Raw genomic sequence first — 19,140 nt, forward strand, 5'->3', positions numbered from 1 at the left:
CCGCGTCGCAACCGCCTCACGCCATGCCCTCCCTGCTTCTGACCCACCCCGCCGGAAACCAGAACGTGCGCGCCGTGCTGGCGGCCACCGAAGGCGCCGGACAGCTCGCCCGCTTCGCCACCACCGTGGCCGCCTTCGAGGGCGACGCGCCCTCCCGCCTGCTGCCCGGCGCGCTGCGGCGCGAATGGCTGCGGCGGCGCTTCGACATCGCGCCGGCCAAGGTGCTGACCCATCCGGCCCGCGAGCTGGCCCGCATGGTGGCAGCCAAGGCCGGCTGGCAGGGCGCGGTGCGGCACGAGGCCGGCTTCGCCTCGCCCGACGCGGTGTTCCAGGACTTCGACCGCTTCGTCGCGGCCCGCCTGCCGGGGCTGGCGCGCACGCACGGGCTCACCGCCGTCTACGCCTACGAGGACTCGGCCCTGCACACCTTCCGCGCGGCGCGCGCGCTGGGGCTTCGCTGCATCTACGACCTGCCCATCGCCTACTGGGAGACCGGCCGGCGCCTGATGCAGGAAGAGGCCGAGCGCCTGCCCGAATGGGCCGCCACCCTGGGCGGGGGCGTGACCGACTCGGCGCCCAAGCTGGAACGCAAGACCGAGGAGCTGGCGCTGGCCGACATGGTGGTCGCGCCCAGCGGCTTCGTGCTGGACTCGCTGCCCGCCTCGGCCACGCGCCAGAAGCGCGTCCTGACCCCTTTCGGCTCGCCGCCCTCCTCCGTCGACGAGCGCAGCTCCGAGGTGCCCGACCCCGGCCGCCCCCTGCGCGTGCTCTTCGTCGGCTCCATGGGCCAGCGCAAGGGCCTGGCCGACCTGTTCGCCGCCATGCGCCTGCTCGAGGGCCGCAACATCGAGCTGGTGGTGCTGGGCTCGCTGCAGGAGTCGCCCGAGTTCTACCGCCGCCAGTGCGAAGGCATGCGCCACGAGAAGGGCCGCCCGCACGCGCAGGTGCTGGAGCTGATGCGCAGCTGCGACTTGTTCTGCCTGCCTTCCATCGTCGAGGGCCGCGCGCTGGTGACGCAGGAGGCCATGAGCCAGGGCCTGCCCATCGTCATCACCGCCAACACCGGCGGCGCCGACCTGGTCATCGAGGGCCGCACCGGTTTCCTGGTGCCGATACGCGCACCTGAGAAAATCGCGGAGACGATCGCCTGGTTCGACGACAACCGGCGCGAGCTTCCGGCCATGAAGGCCGCGGCCATGCGGCATGCCGCTGGCTACACCTGGCAGCACTACGGCGAACTCGTGGTGGATGCCATCCGGGAACTGGACTGAGGCAAGCAGGTCCGTGGAGAAAGGGCCTGCTTCACCGTGCTTTTGAATGACTGAGATCCGGGCGTCGCGGCGCTCCTGGGAAATCGACGCGCTGCGCGGGCTGATGCTCGTGCTGATGACGCTCACCCACCTGCCCACGCGGCTGACCGATCCGCTGGGCCAGCCCTTCGGCTTCGTCTCCGCCGCCGAGGGCTTCGTGCTGCTCTCGGCCTACATGGCCGGCCTGGTCTACAGCCGCATCGCCTGGCGCCAGGGCATCGTGCAGATGGAGCGCGCCTTCTGGAAGCGAGCCTTCAAGGTGTACCTGATCCAGGCGGCGATCCTGTTCTTCCTCTTCACCGTGATCACCGCGGTGGGCGTGAGGATCGACCAGCCCGCGGTGAAGAACCTGGTGGCCTTCTACCTCGCGCAGCCGCTGGAGGGCTTCGTCTTCGGCCTGCTGCTGGTGTACGAGCCGGCGCTGCTGGACATCCTGCCCATGTACATCTTCTTCCTGCTGCTCAGCCCCTGGGTGCTGGCCTTCGGCATGCGGCACGGCTGGTGGGGCGTGATGACGGTGAGCGTGGCGGTGTGGGCCATGGCGCAGTACGGCTTTGCCGAATGGCTGCATGCGCAGGCGGTGCACTGGCTGCACCTGCCGGTGTCCTACGCGGACACGGGCTCCTTCAATGCCTTCGCGTGGCAGCTGCTGTGGATGGGCGGCCTGTGGATGGGCGCGAGCCGCAATGCGCCGGATGCGCAACCCTTCCGATTCCCGGGCTGGGTGCTGGCCATCGCGATCGGCGTGGCGGCGTACGGCCTCTGGTGGCGCCACACCGGCATCCATGGCCAGGCGCCCTTCGGCGGGGACGTGGAACTCAACCTGCTGTTCGACAAGTGGATGCTGGGGCCGCTGCGCCTCCTGAACCTGGTGGCACTGGGCATCGTCACCATCCGCTTCGGCCCGAAGCTCGCGCACATGCTACCGCGCCAGCGCTGGCTGGAGACCATGGGCGCGGCCTCGCTGCCGGTGTTCTGCACGCACCTGATCGCGGTGCTGCTGGTGCTGGCCGTGTGGGGCGACAACCAGCTCGCGCGCCCGTGGTGGGGCGACGTGCTGCTGCTGGCCGCGGTGTTCGGCGCCATGTGGGGCGTGGCCCGCTTCACGCAGAAGGCCGATGCCACGCCGCCGCCGGAGGAAGAGCCGGCCACTGCCCCATCCAGCGTGTAGCCGCGCGTAGCAGCGCACAGCCGCGCGCGGCAGGCAACCACTTAAGGCCTCTCTAAGGCTGCGTTCCCATCATTCGAGCCACACCAACTTTCGTTCCAACCTAGGACCCAAGCAATGCGACTCGAATCCCTGACCCCGTCTCGCCTGATCCTCGCGCTCGTTACCGCCGGTGTCATCGGCGGCGCCGGCGTCTCGGCACTGGAGGCCCGCAACGCGAACGCCGCGCCCGTGGCTGCCGCAACTGCAACCACCACCACCGGCATCCCGGTGGCCCTGCCCGACTTCTCGCAGATCACGAAGAAGGCCGGCCCGGCCGTGGTCAACATCAGCGTGGTCGGAACCACCAAGGGCGACAACGGCAACGGCGCGTCCAACGACGACGACGATGATGACGGCGCGTCTTCCGGCGATCCGCTGGCCGAGTACTTCCGCCGCTTCGGTCCCGGCATGCGCGGCGGCAAGGCACCGCGCAGCGCCCAGGAACAACCGGTGCGCGGCCAGGGCTCGGGCTTCATCATCAGCGCCGACGGCATCATCCTGACCAACGCCCACGTGGTGAAGGGTGCCAAGGACATCACCGTCAAGCTCACCGACCGCCGTGAACTCAAGGCCAAGGTGCTGGGCAGCGACCCCAAGACCGACATCGCGGTGCTCAAGGTCGAGGCCAAGAACCTGCCGGTGGTGACGCTGGGCAGCGTGAACGACCTCAACGTGGGCGAATGGGTGCTGGCCATCGGCTCGCCCTACGGCTTCGAGAACACGGTGACGGCCGGCGTGGTGAGCGCCAAGGGCCGCTCGCTGCCCGACGACAGCGCGGTGCCCTTCATCCAGACCGACGTGGCGGTGAACCCCGGCAACTCCGGCGGCCCGCTGTTCAACGCACGCGGCGAGGTGGTGGGCATCAACTCGCAGATCTACAGCCGCACCGGCGGCTTCCAGGGCCTGTCCTTCGCGATCCCGATCGACCTGGCGACCAAGATCAAGGACAAGATCGTGGCCAACGGCAAGGTCGAGCACGCCAAGCTGGGCGTGGCGGTGCAGGAGGTGAACCAGACCCTGGCCGACTCCTTCAAGCTGGATTCGCCGCAAGGCGCGCTGGTGGCCAACGTCGAGAAGGGTGGCCCAGCCGATAAGGCCGGCCTGCAGACCGGTGATGTGATCCGCAAGGTTGACGGCAAGCCCGTGGTGTCCTCCGGCGACCTGCCGGCGGCCATCAGCCTGTCCTCGCCAGGTGACAAGGTACAGCTGGAAATCTGGCGCAATGGCGGCATCAAGGAAATCAGCGCGCAGTTGGGCAACGCGTCCGACAAGGGCGTGCAGCAGGCCAGCGCGAAGGACCTGGCCGGCAAGGGCAAGCTGGGCCTGGCGCTGCGCCCGCTGGAGCCGCAGGAGCGCCAGGAAGCCGGCGTGGACGGCGGCCTGGTGATCGCCCAGGTGGCCGGCCCCGCCGCAATGGCCGGCGTGCAGCCGGGCGACCTGCTGCTGGCCATCAATGGCACGCCGATCAAGAGCATCGAGCAGGTGCGCGAGGCGGTGGCCAAGTCCGACAAGTCGGTGGCCCTGCTGGTGCAGCGCGGCGAGGAAAAGATCTTCGTGCCGGTGCGCATCGGCTGATCGCTTCCGTTCCCATCCTCCATCGGCCCCCGGCTGATGGAGCGCCAAAGCAGTTACGCTCGGCGCTCCATCGAAGGGGGCTTGATGCGTTCAGAAGGGATCTTCCGTTTTTCGGCGACGGCGATCGTGGCATTGGCCATGTCGCTGGCCAGCGTCTGCGCGGGCGCGGTGCAGGTCAGCAGCCTCACCCCGCAGGGCGAGGTGTCGCGGGTGCGGCAGGTGGTCGCCAGGTTCGACGAGGCGGCCACGCGCTTCGGCGATGCGAAGGCGGCGGCCCCGCTCAGCGTGAGCTGCAGCGACGCGCAGGCCGCCAAGGGCAGCGGGCGCTGGGTCAACGAGAAGCAGTGGGTCTTCGACTTCGAGAACGACCTGCCGCCCGGCGTGCGCTGCACCGTCAGCCGCGCGCCTGATTTCACCGCACCCAACGGCCAGCCGCTGGGCGGCGCGGCCAGCTGGCGCTTCAACACCGGCGGGCCCTTCGTGCGCTCCATCCGTCCGGGCGGCGGCACCATCGACGAGGAGCAGATTTTCCTGCTGCAGCTCAACGGCGCCGCCACCGAACAGAGCCTCCGCGACAACGTGTGGTGCGCCGTCGAGGGCCTGGGCGAGCGCGTGCCGGTGACGCTCGTCGAAGGCGAGCAGCGCACCGCCCTGCTGCAGGCCAGCGGCGTGGCCGAGGCCGCCGCCAAGGACCCGCAGCGCTTCGTGACCCTGCAATGCCGCCGCAGCCTTGCGCCCGCGGCCCGCGTCACCCTGGTCTACGGCCAGGGCGTTGCAACGCCCTCGGGCGTGGCCAACCGCGTGGAGCGGCGCTACGACTTCAAGGTGCGCGAACCCTTCGCCGCCAGCTTCACTTGCGAGCGCGAGAACGCGCAGGCCGGCTGCCTGCCGCTCAAGCCCATGGAGCTGCGCTTCAACGCGCCGGTGCCGCGCCGGCTGGCCGCGCAGATCGTGCTGCGCGGCGATGGCAAGACGGTGAACCCGAGCTTCGAGCAAGGCAACGAGGCCCAGGCCGATGCGCTGGTGGATTCGGTGAGCTTCGCGCCGCCCTTCGCCGAGCAGGCCAGCTACACCCTGGAGGTGCCGCCCGGCTTCCAGGACGCCTCGGCCCGAACGCTGGGCGAGCCCGGCCGCTTCCCGATGAAGGTGGGCACCGGCGCCATGCCGCCGCTGGCCAAGTTCGCCGCCTCGCCCTTCGGCGTGATCGAGCGCCTGGCCGAGCCCGACGGCGTGGCGATGATGCCGGTGACGGTGCGCCGTGTGGAGCCGGCCCTGGCAGTGCAGGCCTACATGCCCGGGCAGGTGGCCACGCTCAACCCGCAGACCGACGCCGAGATCATTGCCTGGTCGCGCCGCCTGCAACGCTACGAGTCGCGCACCGTGCCGCGCGCGCAGGCCCGTGCCGACGTCAAGGGCGAGTTGCCGAAGGTGCTGGAGCCGGCGGAGAAGGATTGGGTGCAGAGCCGAATGGTCTCCCTGCTCGCAGGCCAGGCCGGCGTGAAGACGCTGGCCATGCCGAAATCGCAGGTGGACCCGCGGCCCTTCGAGGTGGTGGGCATCCCGCTCACGCCGGGCTTCCACGTGCTGGAGATCGCCTCGCAGCGACTGGGCGAATCGCTGCTGGATGCGCGCTACGGCAACGGCCGCACGATGTATGTGCGCAGCAGCGCACTGGCCACCAACCTGGCGGTGCACTTCAAGCTGGGGCGCGAGAACTCGCTGGCCTGGGTCACCACGCTGGACAAGGGCCAGGTGGTGGCGGGCGCGCGCGTGCGCGTGTCCGACTGCCGCGGCAAGGAAGTGGCCAGCGCCGTCACCGACGCCGGTGGCGTCGCGCGCTTCGAGGCCGGCAAGGTCTCGCCCGAGCCGCCCACCTGCTCGGGCGGCGGCGACGACGAGGAAGGCGACTGGCGCAATGCCTACTTCGTCAGTGCCCGCGCCACCGACGCCAAGGGCGTGCAGGACCTGGCCTTCACCTGGAGCGACTGGCAGCGCGGCATCGAGCCCTGGCGCTTCAACCTGCCCACCAGCAGCGAGCCGCAGCCCGACCGCGTGGCCCACACCATCTTCGACCGCATGCTCTTCCGCGCCGGCGAAGCGGTGGCTATGAAGCATGTGCTGCGCACGCAGACGCAGGGCGGCTTCGGGCTGCCGCAGGACTTTCCGGCGACCCTGGTCATCACCCACGTGGGCAGCGGCCAGCAGTTCAGGCAGCCGCTCACCTGGCGTGCCACCTCGAGCGGCGGGCGCGCGAGCGAAAGCCGCTTCGAGATCCCGCCTGCGGCCAAGCTGGGCCTCTACCAGGTCGAGCTGGCCGAGGGCCCGGCCGACGCGCCCACGCGCACCTTCGGCAGCGGCCAGTTCCGTGTCGAGGAATTCCGCCTGCCGGTGATGGAAGGGCGCATCGAGCCGGCCGACAAGAAGCCGCTGGTGGCCATCTCCAGCCTGCCGGTGGCGGTGCAGGTCAACTACGTGGCGGGTGGCGGCGCGGCCAACCTGCCGGTGCGGGTGTCGGCGCTGGTGCGGCCCAAGTGGGTGAACTTCGCGGACTTCGACGGCTTCAGCTTCTCGCCGCCACAAAGCGAAGGCGGCGGCACGGAGGGCGACGAGGGCCGCGTGGTGGCCGACAAGCTGCCGCTCACGCTGGACCGCAACGGCGCCGGCCAGGTGGTGGTCGAGCCCATTCCCCCCGCGCCCGCACCGCGCGAGCTGCTGCTGGAGGCGAGCTACGCCGACCCCAACGGCGAGGTGCAGACGCTGCGCGGCACGCAGACCCTGTGGCCGTCCCAGGTGGTCGCCGGGCTCAAGACCGAAGGCTGGGCCTCGGTGGGCCAGAAGGTCCGCTTCCAGGCGCTGGCGCTGGACCTCTCGGGCAAGGCCCAGGCCGACGTGGGCATCGAGGTCAAGGCGATCTCGCGCATCACCACCACCAGCCGCAAGCGCATGGTGGGCGGCTTCTACACCTACGACAACAAGACCGAGACCAAGGACCTGGGCACCGTGTGCAGTGGCCGCAGCGACAACCGCGGCCTGCTGCTGTGCGAGGCCAAGCTGGCCGAGCCCGGGCAGGTGGAGCTGATCGTCACCGCCAAGGATTCGCAAGGCCGCCCCAGCGTGGCGGCCACCTCGGTCTTCGTCACGCGCCAGGGCGAGCTGTGGTTCGGCGGCGAGGACCATGACCGCATCGACCTGCTGCCCGAGAAGAAGAACTACCAGCCGGGCGAGATGGCGAAGTTCCAGGTCCGCATGCCCTTCCGCTTTGCCACCGCGCTCGTGTCGGTGGAGCGCGAGGGCATCATCGAGACGCAGGTGGTCCAGCTCAACGGCCAGGACCCGACGGTGCAGCTGCAGGTGAAGGACAGCTGGGGACCCAACGTGTACGTGAGCGTGCTGGCCCTGCGCGGGCGGCTGCGCGAGGTGCCCTGGTACAGCTTCTTCACCTGGGGCTTCAAGTCGCCGCGCGAATGGTGGACCGCCTTCTGGTGGGAAGGCCGCGAGTACGTGGCACCCACCGCGATGGTCGACCTGAGCAAGCCCGCCTACCGCCTGGGCGCCGCCGAGATCCGCGTGGGCAGCCAGGCGCACCAGATCGCGCTGAAGGTGGCCAGCGACCAGCCGAGCTACACCGTGCGCGGCCAGGCGCAGATCACGCTCACCGGCACGCTGCCCGACGGCAAGCCCGCAGCGAATGCCGAGGTGACGGTGGCCGTGGTTGACCAGGCACTGCTGGAGCTGATGCCCAACACCAGCTGGAACCTGCTCGACGCCATGCTCACGCGAAGAAGCTGGGGCGTGGCCACCTCCACCGCCCAGATGGAGATCGTCGGGCGCCGGCACTACGGTCGCAAGGCCGTGCCCGCGGGTGGCGGCGGCGGCAAGTCGGCCACGCGCGAACTGCTGGACACGCTGCTCCTGTGGAACCCGCGCGTGGTGCTCGACGCCAACGGCCAGGCGAAGATTACCGTGCCGCTCAACGATGCGCTCACCACCTTCCGCATCGCCGCGGTGGCCGAGTCGGGCACCGGGCTCTTCGGCACCGGCACGCACAGCATCCAGACTACGCAGGACCTGCAGATCATCAGCGGCCTGCCGCCGCTGGTGCGCGAGGACGACGAGTTCCGCGCGCAGATCACGCTGCGCAATACCACTGCCAAGGCGATGAAGGTGGAAGCCGCGCCGCGCGCCACCCTGCTCACCCTGCACACGCTGGCGCCGCAGACGGTGGACATTCCCGCCGGCGAGTCGCGCGAAGTGGCCTGGACCGTGAAGGCGCCCGCGCAGCTGGCGGCCACGCGCGCCGAAGCCATCCTGTGGCAGATCGAGGCGCGCGACCTGGCCGGCAACGACAAGGCGCGGGATGCGCTCAAGGTGAGCCAGCGCATCGTGCCGGCCGTGCCGGTGACGGTGCAGCAGGCGAACCTCGTGCAACTGGACGCCACGCCCTTCAAGCTGGAAGTCGCTCAGCCCGCCGGCGCCCTGCCCGGCCGCGGCGGCCTGCGCCTGGCGCTGCAGCCGAGCCTGGGCAGCGCGCTGCCCGGCGTGCGCGACTGGTTCGTGGCCTACCCCTTCAGCTGCCTGGAGCAGAAGACCAGCCGCGCCATCGGCCTGCGCGACGCGAAGATGTGGCGCAACGTGGTGGCGCAGATGCCCGCCTACCTGGACAGCGACGGCCTGGCCAGCTACTTCCCGCCTCGCGAAGGCAGCGGCGACAGCGGCAGCGACACCCTCACTGCCTACCTGCTGGCCGCCACCAGCGAGGCGGCCGCGCTGGACCCGGCGCTGGGCCTGCCGGACGACCTCCGCGCGCAGATGGAAGCGGGCCTGGTCGCCTTCGTCGAGGGCCGCATCCAGCGCCAGTTCTGGAGCCCCCGGCAGGACCTGGACGTGCGCAAGCTGGCCGCGCTGGAAGCGCTGTCGCGCAGCGGCAAGGCCACTGGCCGCATGACCACCGGCCTCACCATCGCGCCCAACCAGTGGCCCACCGGCGCGGTGCTCGACTGGATCGGCATCCTCAAGCGCGTGAACGACGTGCCGCAGCGCCAGCAGCGCCTGGCCGAGGCCGAGCAGGTGCTGAAGGCGCGCCTGTCGTACCAGGGCACGCGCATGGTCTTCAGCACCGAGTCGGAGGACAACTGGTGGTGGCTCATGGGCAATGCCGACGTGAACGGCAACCGCCTGCTGCTGGCCGCCGTGGACGACCCGGCCTGGAAAGAGGACATGGGCAAGCTGGTGGCCGGCGCGCTGGCGCGCCAGCAGCGCAACGGCGCCTGGAGCACCACCAACGCCAACCTGTGGGGCAGCCTGGCGCTGGAGAAGTTCTCGCGCGCCTTCGAGAGCGAGCCGGTGCAGGGCATCACCCGCGCTTCGCAGGCGACCTCTGCCGCGGGCGCGGCGCCTGCGGCCGAGAGCGTGGACTGGCGCAAGGTGGAGCGCGCGAGCGCCGCCGATGCGTCGCCCGCGCCCGGTGCGGCCGGCGGCCTGCGCAACAACGGCATGGCCTTCGCCTGGCCGCAGGCGCCGGGCAAGGACCTGCTGAGCGTGCAGCACGAAGGCAGCGGCAAGCCGTGGCTGACCCTGCAATCGACCGCGGCGATTCCGCTCACGGCGCCTGTCGCGGCGGGCTACTTCATCAAGAAGATAGTCACGCCGGTGGAGCAGGCCAAGGCCGGGCGCTTCAGCCGCGGCGACGTGCTGCGCGTGAGCGTGGAAGTGAACGCTACGGCCGACATGACCTGGGTCGTGCTCACCGACCCGATCTCGGGCGGCTCGTCGATCCTGGGCAGCGGCCTGGTCCGCGATTCGCAGATCGCGACGCAGGGCGAGAACAAGCGCGGCATGGGCCGCGCCTGGCCCGCCTTCGAGGAGCGCAGCTTCGAGGCATTCCGCGCTTACTACGAATATCTGCCCAAGGGCGTGACGACCATCGAGTACACGGTGCGGCTCAACAACGTGGGCGACTTCGCCCTGCCGCCTACGCGGGTTGAAGCCCTCTATGCGCCAGAGATGTTCGGCACGGTGCCCAATGCGCGGCTCAAGGTGGAACCCGCGCCGTGACCAGGTCCATGCGTGTCTTGCCAGATTGAAGCCTTGACGGAGAACTCATCCCCATGTGCAGAAGCATCAAGACCCTGTTCAACTTCGAACCGCCGGCCAGCGACGAAGAGATCCATGCGGCGCTGCAGTTCGTGCGCAAGCTCAGCGGCTTCAATGCGCCTTCCAAGGCCAACGAAGCTGCGTTCCACCGCGCGGTGGAAGAGGTCGCAGAAAGTGCGCGACGGATGATCGACGCGCTGGTCACCACGGCCGATCCACGCGACCGCGAGATCGAGGCTGCGCGCGCCAAAGAGCGCTCAGCCGCCCGCTTCGGCACCGCGGCGAACTGAGCGCAATCCTGCTCAGCGGTAGTTCGGGTTGTTGGGCGCCCGGTCGTAGCGGTTGGGCACGCCGTCGCGGTCACGGTCGCGGTCGCCGTCGTACCGTGGGGGCGGCGGCCCGTCGCGGTAGCCGTAGTGGTGCGGGGGCGGTGCAGGCTCGTAGGCCACGCAGCCGCCCAGGGCGAATGTCGCCAGCAGGAGGGGGGTGAGGATCTTGAGCATCATGTTGCCATGGTGCGCGCCGCTGCCATGGCATGAGGGGAGCGCAGGCGACGTCTGGCGGTAGGCCGAAGACCCGATCCCATCTCGCAAGGGCTCACAAGCGAGGTCGGCCGTGTCTCACACAGCGGCCGCTGCGTGCGTTTCACACTGAGGGTTCTCCCCTTCATTTCCGGAAACGCATTGCGAAAGCATTCGATGGCAAACAGCAGCATCCTCGGGGGCGCGCGCGCCCCCACCGTGCCTTCAGGCAAGGACATCGACTCGCTGGGTCCCAGCGACACCAGCGACAGCGGCAGCGACGTGCAGGTTGATGGAAACCGCTCGGCGCTGCCAGACGAAGGCTCCGAAGGCGCCCTGCCGATCGCGCACGACAGCACCGGCGATGCCGCGGGCACCGGCGAGCGCGCGTCGGCCGATTCCAAGTCGCCCGAACTGGATGCAGACCTGCTGCCCGACCGCACCGGGGTGATCCCGCCTTCAGGCGGCAGGGATGACGCGGAGGACCTCGACGCGCCCGCCCCCGAAGACCTGGCCGTCGACGACCCGGACGACGACTCGAAGCCGTGAACGTCGACGCCGGCGCCTTGCGCGAAGCCGCCGGCGATCGACCGAACCGCGATTGAGCCCACGTGCTCAATGTGCGCCCAGGTACGCCTTCGCCAGTTCGCCGTTCCCCTCGATCTCCCGCGCCGTCCCCTGTGCCACGATCCGCCCGCCTTCGATGACGTAGGCGCGATCCGCCAGTGCCAGCGCGAGGCCCGCCATCTGGTCGACCAGCAGGATGGTCATGCCCTCGGCGCGCAGCGCGTCGAGCGCGGCGAACAGCTCGGCCATGATCTTGGGCGCCAGGCCCAGCGAAGGCTCGTCGAGCAGCAGGATGCGCGGCTTCGACATGAGCCCGCGCGCAATCGCCAGCATCTGCTGCTCGCCGCCCGACAGCAGCCCCGCGCGCTGATGCAGGCGCTCGCGAAGCCGCGGGAATCGGTGGAGCATCTGCTGCACCCGCGCCTCGCGGTCGTACTGGGCCTGGCGGAAGGCACCGAGCCGGATGTTGTCCAGCACGCTCAGCTCCGCGAACACCTGCCGCCCCTCCGGCACCAGCACCAGCCCGCGCTGCACGATGCGCTCCGCGCCCAGGCGCCCGAGGTCCTGGCCGTCGAGATGGATGCCGCCGCTGACGATGGGCCGGTGCAGGCCCGCCAGCGATCGCATCAGCGTGGACTTGCCGCTGCCGTTGGCCCCGAGCAATGCCACCACCTGGCCCTGGCGAACCTGCAGGTCGATGCCGTGAAGCACGGGCTCGGCGCCATAGCCCGCGACCAGCGCACCCACGCCCAGCAACTCCGGCGCCGCGGGGTCGGACACCCGCTCCGCGGAGCGCCCGCCTTGCAGCAGACCCGCCTCACCCAGGTAGGCCTGGCGCACGCGCGGATCGGCCTGCACCTCGGCCGGCGTGCCGGCCGCCAGGTGCGCACCCGCATCGAGCACCACCACCTGCTGCGAGATGCCCATGACCAGTTCCATGTCGTGCTCGACCACCAGCACGCCGATGCCGGCCTGGCCGGCGATCTGCCGCAGCAGCGCAGCCAGGCGATCCTTGTCCTCGCGCGACAGGCCGGCGGCCGGCTCGTCGAGCAGCAGCATCTGCGGGTCGGTGGCCAGCGCACGCGCGATCTCGACCAGGCGCCGGTCCACGTGCGCCAGGTCGGCCGCGGGCGTGTGCAGCGTGCCGCGGTAGCCGCAGAAAGCCAGCAGCGCGCGCGCCTGGGCATGCAACTGCGGCGTGCCGTGCCGGCTAACGCCGAAGAGCCAGCCGAGCGATCCGCGGCTGAGCGCCAGCGCCACGTTGTCCTGCACGCTCAGGCTGCCAAAAAGCTGCGAGCTCTGGTAGGTGCGCGCCACGCCGCGCCGGGCGATCGCCCAGGCCGGCAGGCCCTGCAGCGAATCCTGCCCCAGGCTGAAGCCGCCGCCGGTGGGGACGTAGAAGCCGCTGAGCATGTTCAGCGCGGTGGTCTTGCCCGCGCCGTTGGGCCCGATGAGACTGGTGATGCGGCCGGCCGGCGCGGCGAAGCTCAGCGAGCTGACCGCGCGCACGCCGCCGAACTGCATCGACAGGTTCTGTGCCGCCAGGGCGGAACGATTCGACACCGGCCGCGCCAGGAAGACCGGCAGTGCAGACGGCGATTCATCCGAGGTCTTCAAGCCGGCAGGCGGCGTTGCATGCCGGCCGCGCAGCCGTGCCCACAGCCCCATGGCGCCTTCGGGCGCCGCCCACAGCACCACCAGCAGCAGCGCGCCGAAGAAGAGCAGCCGGTATTCCTCCAGCCCGGCCAGCAGTTCCGGCAGCAGCGCCACCACCAGCGCACCGATGAGCGGGCCGGCCACGGACCCCGCGCCGCCCACGACCACCACCAGCACGAACAGGATCGACTGGCCGAATCCGAAGCTCGACGGCGCGACGAAGCCCGACAGCGGCGCGAACAGGCCGCCGGCCAGGCCGGCCGCCACGGCGGAAAGCGCGAAAGCCGCGGTCTTCACCACCAGCGGGTTGAGGCCGATCGATTCGGCGGCGGTCTCGCTGTCCTTCACGGCGCGCATCGCCGCGCCCCAGGTGCCGCGCGACAGCCACGCATACAGCGCCAGCACGATGCCGGCGCTGACGATGGCCAGCATGGCCACCGCCCGCTCGCCGCGCGCCAGCGCGCCCAGCGAAGGTGCGGCGATGCCCATGATGCCGTTCTGCCCGCCGGTGAGCGAGCCCGCCTCGATCACGCCATGCTCGACGATGAAGCCAAAGGCGATGGTCACCATCGCCAGGTAGGGTCCCTTCACCCGCAGGGCCGGCAAGGCGAGCAGGCCGCCGACGATGCCCGAGAGCAGCGCCGCCACCGGCCAGGCGGCCCAGAAGCTCCAGCCCGCCTGCGTGCCGAGGATGCCCACCGTGTAGGCACCGATCGCGTAGAAGCCCACGTGGCCGAAGGACACCTGCCCGGTGAGCCCCTGCAGCACGTTGAGCCCGATGCCCACGATGGCCAGCAGCGCCACGTTGGCCAGCACGAAGACGTAGTAGCCGTTGACCAGCGACGCTGCCGCCAGCCCGGCACCCATCAGCAGGAGAACGGCCAGGATCTGCAGCGCGGTGCCCAGGCCCAGGCGCGAGGAAGATGCGGCGCGCACGGGCGCCGTTGCGAGGGGAAGCACGGCGCTCATTGAAGTACCTTCGTGCGTCGCACTGCGGTGCGAGCTTGCTTGGGGCGGCCCGACGCTGCGCTCATACCTTCTTCACCTCCGCGCGGCCGAAGAGGCCGTTGGGCCGCAGGGCCAGCACCACGATCACCAGGCTGAAGCTCACGATCTGCGTATAGCCCGAGCCCAGCGTGGAAGTGATCAGCGCCTCCAGCATGCCGAAGAGCAGGCCGGCCAGCATCACGCCCCAGGCGCTGCCGATGCCGCCCAGGATGGCGACCGCGAAAGCCTTGAGGCCGAAGAGCGTGCCCATGTCGGCGTTGACGTTGAACAGCGGCGCGATCAGCACGCCCGCGACGCCGGCGAACAGTGCCGACATCGCGAAGGCCAGCGCCACCACCCGCTTGATGGGGATGCCCATGAGCCGCGAGGCGTCGCGGTTCTGCACCACGGCCAGCATCGCCACGCCCCATCGCGTGCGGCGCTGCACCGCATGCAGCACCGCCGCCAGCGCCAGGCCCACCAACGGAATCAGCAGCTGCAGCGGATAAACGCCCAGCCCCACGCCGCCCACCGACATCGGCATGACGGCCAGCGGCGAAGGCAGGCTGCGCGGCTCCTTGCCGAAGGTGAAGAGCACGACGTTGTCCAGCACGATGCCCAGCGCCACCGTGGCGATCAGCCAGGCGTTGGAGCCGCGGTTGGCAAAGGGCCGCACCGCCGCCACCTCGACCAGCAGGCCGTAGAGCGCGCACAGCGCCAGTGCCAGCAACACCGCCGGCAGCATCGGCCAGCCGAAGGTCTGCGCAAAGGTGAAAGTGAGCACCGCGCCCAGCATCATCGAGCTGCCCTGCGCGAAGTTCACCGTGCCCGACACCGCGTAGGTGACGTGAAAGCCCAGGGCCATCAGCCCGTACATGCTCCCCAGCCCGAGGCCGGCAAGGAGCGCTGAGATCAACTGCATGGAATGATGGTCCTGGCCGTTGCCTGGCTGGCGCTCAGTTGGCCGTGCCCACGGGCACGATGCGGTTGTCGACGAATTGCGCCCAGACGTAGTCGTCGGCGCCGATGGCATCGTGGTTGGCCGGCGTGAAAGGCTTGTCGTACTTCTTGATCAGGCCGTCGTAGCTGGCGATCTTGTAGAAGCCCTGGCGCACCGCGTCGCCGTCGGTGGAACCGGCCTGCGCGATGGCCAGCGCCGACAGCTGCATCGCGTCGTACGCGTTGGCCACGCCCACGGCCGGCGTGATGTCGCCGGGGCCCTTGATGGACGGGTACTTGGCCATCAGCGCCTTGGTCACCTGCTCGCCCTTGGCCGACTGCTTGCCGAAGAAGCTGTAGGTCTGCACGAAGTGCACCTCCTTGGCGCTCGGGCCGGCCAGCTCGGTGAAGCGGCCGCCCGCCGGGCCCCAGTGCGAGACCACCGGCACCTTCCAGCCCATGCGGTCCAGCGACTTCACCACCTGCGCCGAGGGGCCCACGTTGCCCACCAGGAAGAGCGTGTCGGCACCGGCGGCCTTCAGGCGGGTGAGCTGCGGCACCATGTCCAGGTCGTTGGCCTCGTACTTCTCGATGCCCGCGGCCGTCACGCCCTTGGCGGCGAGCGCGGCCTTCAGGCCCTTCTCGTTGCTCTCGCCCCAGGGGTTGTTGACCAGGATCATGCCGGGCTTGGCCGACTTGAAGTTCTTCTGCGCGTACTGCAGCATGGCCAGGTCGACGATGTCGTCCATGGCCGAGACGCGGAAGGCATAGTTGGGATTGGCGCCGTTGCGGGTGATGCCGGTGCCTGCGGCCCACGGCCCCATGAAGGGCACCTTCTCCTGGTTGGCCAGCGGCACGATGGCCATCGACACCGGCGTGTCCAGGCCGCCGAAGAGCACCGCCACCTTCTCCTTGAAGATCAGCTCGCGCGCGGCGACCACGCCCTTGGCAGGATTGGCCTCGTCGTCGCGGCGCACCAGCTCCAGCTGGCGGCCGCCCAGCAGCCCGCCCTTGGCATTGATCTCGTCGATGGCCACCTGCATGCCACGCGTGATCGCCTCGCCGGCCAGCGCCGATTGCCCCGACAGGGCGGTGACCAGCCCGATCTTGATGGTCTCGGCCGCCAGCGCAGGGCCGGCGAAGGTGGCGGACAGGGCCAGCGCGGCGGCGCTGGAGAGAAGAGTGCGGCGTGCGATGAGGGAGGAAGACATGGCGTGGCTCCGGGTGGATGAACAGCCCGAGCCAATGCAAGCGTCATGCCAGTGTCACCAAATCTTGCAATCCATGGTAGACATTGCGTCTCATCGATTGTCGACAATCGGCATGTGTCTTGCAAACACGGATTCTGTGACCGCGGATGCACGCTTATGCATCGCACACTGCACCAAACTGGAACCTCGTCCATGCCCGAACGCAGCTTCGACCCATTGATGCCCGTGCCGCACCACGGGCGCTTCGACTACCAGGCTATCAACGGCCGCAGGGACTACGCCTGGCCCAACGGCGCCCGGCTGGCCGTTTACCTCGGCTTCAACCTGGAGCACTTCGCCTTCGGCGAGGGCCTGGGCGCCAACATCGGGCCGGCGCATCCGCATCCGGACGTGCTCAACTACTCGTGGCGCGAGTACGGCAACCGGGTCGGCGCCTGGCGCTGCCTCGAACTTTTCGACAGCCTGGGCCTGCCCGCGGCCACGCTGCTCAACACTGCCCTGTACGACCACTGCCCCGAGCTGGTGGCCGCCTGCGTCGCGCGCGGCGACGAGCTGGTGGGCCACGGCCACAGCAACTCGATCCGGCAGGCCGACCTGTCGCAGGCCGACGAGGCCGCGCTGCTGGCCGCGTGCCGCGACCGGATGGAGGCGCAGAGCGGCGTGCAGCCCGCGGGTTGGCTTTCGCCCTGGATCTCCGAGAGCCATGCCACGCCCGACCTGCTGGCAGAGGCCGGCTACCGCTACACGCTGAACTGGGCGCACGACGACCAGCCCGTGCCCATGCGCACCCGCAGCGGGGCCACGCTGTGGTCGGTGCCCTATCCGCAGGAGCTCAACGACATCCCCATGATCATCGCGCGCCAGATGGACGCCAAGGACTTCGCCCAGATGGTGATCGACAACACCGACGAGATGCTGTTGCAATCGCGCGCCCAGCCGCTGGTGATGGGCCTGGCGCTGCATCCCTACATCGTGGGCCAGCCCTACCGCCTGCGGCACCTGCGCCGCGCGCTGGAGCACCTGGGGCGGCTGCGCGATGCCGGCCAGCTGTGGTTCACCACGCCGGGCGCCATTTGCGGGCACGTGGCGGCGCTGCAGCCGCCCGCGCAGGACGCTGTGGCAAGCTAGCGCCTCTTCCGCACCTTTTTCTTGCGCTGCGCCATGGCCCGTTCTTCCGCTGCCGTCCTTTCCCACGTCGATGCCGCCGCCGACGCGCTTGCGCGCCCGGGCGGCGCCCTGTCTTCCGTCGAGGAGGGGGACGACCTGGAGTCGCGCATCTACCGCGCGGTGTTCGAGAGCGTGATGAACCAGCGGCTGACGCCCGGCACCAAGCTGCCCGAGCATTCGCTGTGCGAGCTCTTCGGCGCCAGCCGCGCCACGGTGCGCAAGGTGCTGCAGCGCCTGGCGCACGACCACATCGTGCAGCTGCGGCCCAACCGCGGCGCCATCATCGCCATGCCCTCGCCGGAGGAAACCCGGCAGATCTTCGAGGCGCGCCGCGGGCTGGAAGCCATCATCGTCAACCTCGCCACGCAGAACGCCAAGGCGGCCGACATCGCCAGCCTGCGCCAGCAGCTCAAGGCCGAGCACGAAGCCATGCACCGCTTCGACCAGCCCTCGTGGGCGCGCCTGGCCAGCGGCTTCCACCTGCGCATGGCGGCCCTGTCGGGCAACCCGATCCTGGAGCGCTACCTGGTGGAGATGGTGTCGCGCTGCTCGCTGATCGTGGCGCTGTACGAGCCACCGGGCAATGCGTCCTGCGAACACGACGAGCACGAGCGCATCGTCGACTGCATGGCCAAGGGCGACGCCGCCGGCGCGGTGCAGCTGATGGACGAGCACCTGCGCCAGCTGGAGCGCAACGTGTCGCTCAAGCGCTCGGCGCCCGAGAAGACGCTGGCGCACCTGCTGGGCATGGCCTGAGCCCACGGAACCGGGACGTGCCGGCTACCGTGCCGGCGCCCGAAGGCCTACAGTGGGCGGCCATGAGCGACACACCCCGGCCCGCCGAGCATCCGGCACCCATGGAAGGCGGCGGCGCCTACAACCGCAACTCCGCCGTGCAGGCCAGCGGCCTGCTGCCGGCGATCGACCTGCTGGAGCAGGCGGCGCGGGCCATGCCCGTGGATGACGGGGCGGGCATCGTCATCGCGGACTACGGCTCTTCCGCGGGGCGCAATTCGCTGCTGCCCATGGCCACCGCCATCGCCGCGCTGCGTGCGCGCGTCGGCGCGCAAAGGCCCATCTCGGTGGTGCACACGGACCTGGCCGGCAATGACTTCAGCGCCCTCTTCCGCATGCTGGAGAGCGATCCGCAGAGCTACACCGCGTCGGACCCGGCTGTCTTCCCTTCGGCGGTGGGCCGCAGCTTCTACGGGCCGGTGTTGCCCGGCAACACGGTCACGCTGGGCTGGAGCTCCTGGGCCGTGCAATGGCTCAGCCGCATTCCCGCGCCGGTGCCGGACCACGTGCAAGCCGCCTTCAGCCGCGACCCGGCGACCCGCGCCCTCTTCGCGCAACAGGCCGACAGCGACTGGCGCTGCTTCCTCGCCGAGCGCAGCCGCGAGATGCACCGGGGCGGTCGGCCAGTGGTACTGACCATGGCGAGCGACGACGAAGGACGCTTCGGCTACGAAGCGGTGCTGGCCGCCATCTACGGCGGGCTGCTGGCGATGCAGGGCGAGGGCCTGCTCGCCGCGCATGAACTGGCGCGCATGGTCATCCCCACCGTCGGCCGCACGCGGGCCGACTTCGCCAAGCCCTTCGAACAAAAGGAAGGCGGCAACTTCGAGGGGTTGCGGCTAGCGCAGCTGGAGGTCTTCTCCGGCGAAGACCGCATTTGGGCTGGCTACGAGCAGTCGCGCGATGCCAGGGCCTTCGGCGCGAGCTGGGCCGCCTTCTCGCGGGCCTCCGTGTTTCCCACGCTCGCGCTGGGGCTCGAAGCCGAGCCGGGCGCCGATCGCGTCACCCCCTTCATGGACCGGCTGGAAGAAGAGATGGCGATGCGCCTGGCCGCCACGCCCGAACGCATGCGCATGCCGCTGGCCCGGATGGTGCTGACCCGGGCCTGA

The 19,140-nt window shown here is 70.2% G+C and carries 13 protein-coding genes; 9 read left to right on the forward strand and 4 right to left on the reverse strand.

Annotated features, from left to right (window positions below; translation table 11 throughout):
- Positions 1-23: 23 nt before the first annotated feature.
- The 5 genes from BM345_RS04945 (at position 24) to BM345_RS04965 (ending at position 10,478) form a co-directional block, all read left to right on the forward strand.
- Positions 24-1,271, forward strand: a complete 1,248-nt coding sequence (locus BM345_RS04945) for a glycosyltransferase family 4 protein (protein WP_093376122.1) — start codon at positions 24-26, stop codon at positions 1,269-1,271.
- Positions 1,272-1,317: 46 nt separating this feature from the next.
- Positions 1,318-2,481: an OpgC domain-containing protein gene (opgC, locus tag BM345_RS04950; RefSeq protein WP_093376124.1), complete on the forward strand. Its 1,164-nt coding sequence runs from the start codon at positions 1,318-1,320 to the stop codon at positions 2,479-2,481.
- Between the two features lie 114 nt (positions 2,482-2,595).
- The gene (locus BM345_RS04955; RefSeq protein ID WP_093376126.1) at positions 2,596-4,095 is read left to right on the forward strand and encodes a DegQ family serine endoprotease; all 1,500 of its coding nucleotides are present in this window, start codon (positions 2,596-2,598) and stop codon (positions 4,093-4,095) included.
- Positions 4,096-4,179: 84 nt separating this feature from the next.
- Positions 4,180-10,149 carry an alpha-2-macroglobulin family protein gene (locus tag BM345_RS04960; protein ID WP_093376128.1) on the forward strand — a complete coding sequence of 1,990 codons (5,970 nt, stop codon included), beginning with the start codon at positions 4,180-4,182 and terminating at the stop codon, positions 10,147-10,149.
- A 53-nt stretch (positions 10,150-10,202) separates the two neighbouring features.
- Positions 10,203-10,478, forward strand: coding sequence for a DUF2277 domain-containing protein (locus BM345_RS04965; protein ID WP_093376130.1), 276 nt, complete (start codon positions 10,203-10,205; stop codon positions 10,476-10,478).
- Positions 10,479-10,490: 12 nt separating this feature from the next.
- Here BM345_RS04965 and BM345_RS04970 read toward each other — a convergent pair whose 3' ends face one another.
- A complete protein-coding gene (locus tag BM345_RS04970; protein WP_093376132.1) occupies positions 10,491-10,694 on the reverse strand; it encodes a hypothetical protein in 204 nt (67 codons plus the stop codon).
- 192 nt (positions 10,695-10,886) lie between these two features.
- Between BM345_RS04970 and BM345_RS04975 the strand changes: the two genes are divergently transcribed.
- Complete coding sequence (locus tag BM345_RS04975; protein WP_093376133.1) at positions 10,887-11,258, forward strand: hypothetical protein; 372 nt, start codon at positions 10,887-10,889, stop codon at positions 11,256-11,258.
- A gap of 66 nt (positions 11,259-11,324) precedes the next feature.
- Here BM345_RS04975 and BM345_RS04980 read toward each other — a convergent pair whose 3' ends face one another.
- From BM345_RS04980 to BM345_RS04990, 3 genes are all read right to left on the reverse strand, one after another.
- Entirely contained in the window at positions 11,325-13,901 is a 2,577-nt protein-coding gene (locus BM345_RS04980; RefSeq protein WP_093376135.1) for a branched-chain amino acid ABC transporter ATP-binding protein/permease, read from the reverse strand.
- Between the two features lie 61 nt (positions 13,902-13,962).
- Entirely contained in the window at positions 13,963-14,841 is an 879-nt protein-coding gene (locus tag BM345_RS04985; protein ID WP_093376137.1) for a branched-chain amino acid ABC transporter permease, read from the reverse strand.
- 34 nt (positions 14,842-14,875) lie between these two features.
- Entirely contained in the window at positions 14,876-16,069 is a 1,194-nt protein-coding gene (locus tag BM345_RS04990; RefSeq protein WP_093376139.1) for an ABC transporter substrate-binding protein, read from the reverse strand.
- 192 nt (positions 16,070-16,261) lie between these two features.
- On the opposite strand from BM345_RS04990, the gene BM345_RS04995 reads away from it, so the two are divergent.
- The 3 genes from BM345_RS04995 to BM345_RS05005 all read left to right on the forward strand — a co-directional run bounded on the left by BM345_RS04995 (position 16,262) and on the right by BM345_RS05005 (position 19,140).
- Positions 16,262-17,197: a polysaccharide deacetylase family protein gene (locus BM345_RS04995; protein ID WP_254789533.1), complete on the forward strand. Its 936-nt coding sequence runs from the start codon at positions 16,262-16,264 to the stop codon at positions 17,195-17,197.
- A gap of 33 nt (positions 17,198-17,230) precedes the next feature.
- Positions 17,231-17,992, forward strand: a complete 762-nt coding sequence (locus tag BM345_RS05000; protein WP_093376143.1) for a GntR family transcriptional regulator — start codon at positions 17,231-17,233, stop codon at positions 17,990-17,992.
- A gap of 62 nt (positions 17,993-18,054) precedes the next feature.
- Positions 18,055-19,140: a class I SAM-dependent methyltransferase gene (locus BM345_RS05005; RefSeq protein WP_093376259.1), complete on the forward strand. Its 1,086-nt coding sequence runs from the start codon at positions 18,055-18,057 to the stop codon at positions 19,138-19,140.

It is taken from the genome of Variovorax sp. OV329, from assembly GCF_900114785.1.
Lineage (GTDB): Bacteria > Pseudomonadota > Gammaproteobacteria > Burkholderiales > Burkholderiaceae_C > Variovorax.

Bases quoted from the DNA above. Each gene is read 5' to 3' on its own strand.
- BM345_RS04945 (WP_093376122.1), top strand. From the start codon at position 24: ATGCCCTCCCTGCTTCTGACCCACCCCGCCGGAAACCAGAACGTGCGC.
- opgC (WP_093376124.1), top strand. From the start codon at position 1,318: ATGACTGAGATCCGGGCGTCGCGGCGCTCCTGGGAAATCGACGCGCTG.
- BM345_RS04955 (WP_093376126.1), top strand. From the start codon at position 2,596: ATGCGACTCGAATCCCTGACCCCGTCTCGCCTGATCCTCGCGCTCGTT.
- BM345_RS04960 (WP_093376128.1), top strand. From the start codon at position 4,180: ATGCGTTCAGAAGGGATCTTCCGTTTTTCGGCGACGGCGATCGTGGCA.
- BM345_RS04965 (WP_093376130.1), top strand. From the start codon at position 10,203: ATGTGCAGAAGCATCAAGACCCTGTTCAACTTCGAACCGCCGGCCAGC.
- BM345_RS04970 (WP_093376132.1), bottom strand. From the start codon at position 10,694: ATGATGCTCAAGATCCTCACCCCCCTCCTGCTGGCGACATTCGCCCTG.
- BM345_RS04975 (WP_093376133.1), top strand. From the start codon at position 10,887: ATGGCAAACAGCAGCATCCTCGGGGGCGCGCGCGCCCCCACCGTGCCT.
- BM345_RS04980 (WP_093376135.1), bottom strand. From the start codon at position 13,901: ATGAGCGCCGTGCTTCCCCTCGCAACGGCGCCCGTGCGCGCCGCATCT.
- BM345_RS04985 (WP_093376137.1), bottom strand. From the start codon at position 14,841: ATGCAGTTGATCTCAGCGCTCCTTGCCGGCCTCGGGCTGGGGAGCATG.
- BM345_RS04990 (WP_093376139.1), bottom strand. From the start codon at position 16,069: ATGTCTTCCTCCCTCATCGCACGCCGCACTCTTCTCTCCAGCGCCGCC.
- BM345_RS04995 (WP_254789533.1), top strand. From the start codon at position 16,262: ATGCCCGAACGCAGCTTCGACCCATTGATGCCCGTGCCGCACCACGGG.
- BM345_RS05000 (WP_093376143.1), top strand. From the start codon at position 17,231: ATGGCCCGTTCTTCCGCTGCCGTCCTTTCCCACGTCGATGCCGCCGCC.
- BM345_RS05005 (WP_093376259.1), top strand. From the start codon at position 18,055: ATGAGCGACACACCCCGGCCCGCCGAGCATCCGGCACCCATGGAAGGC.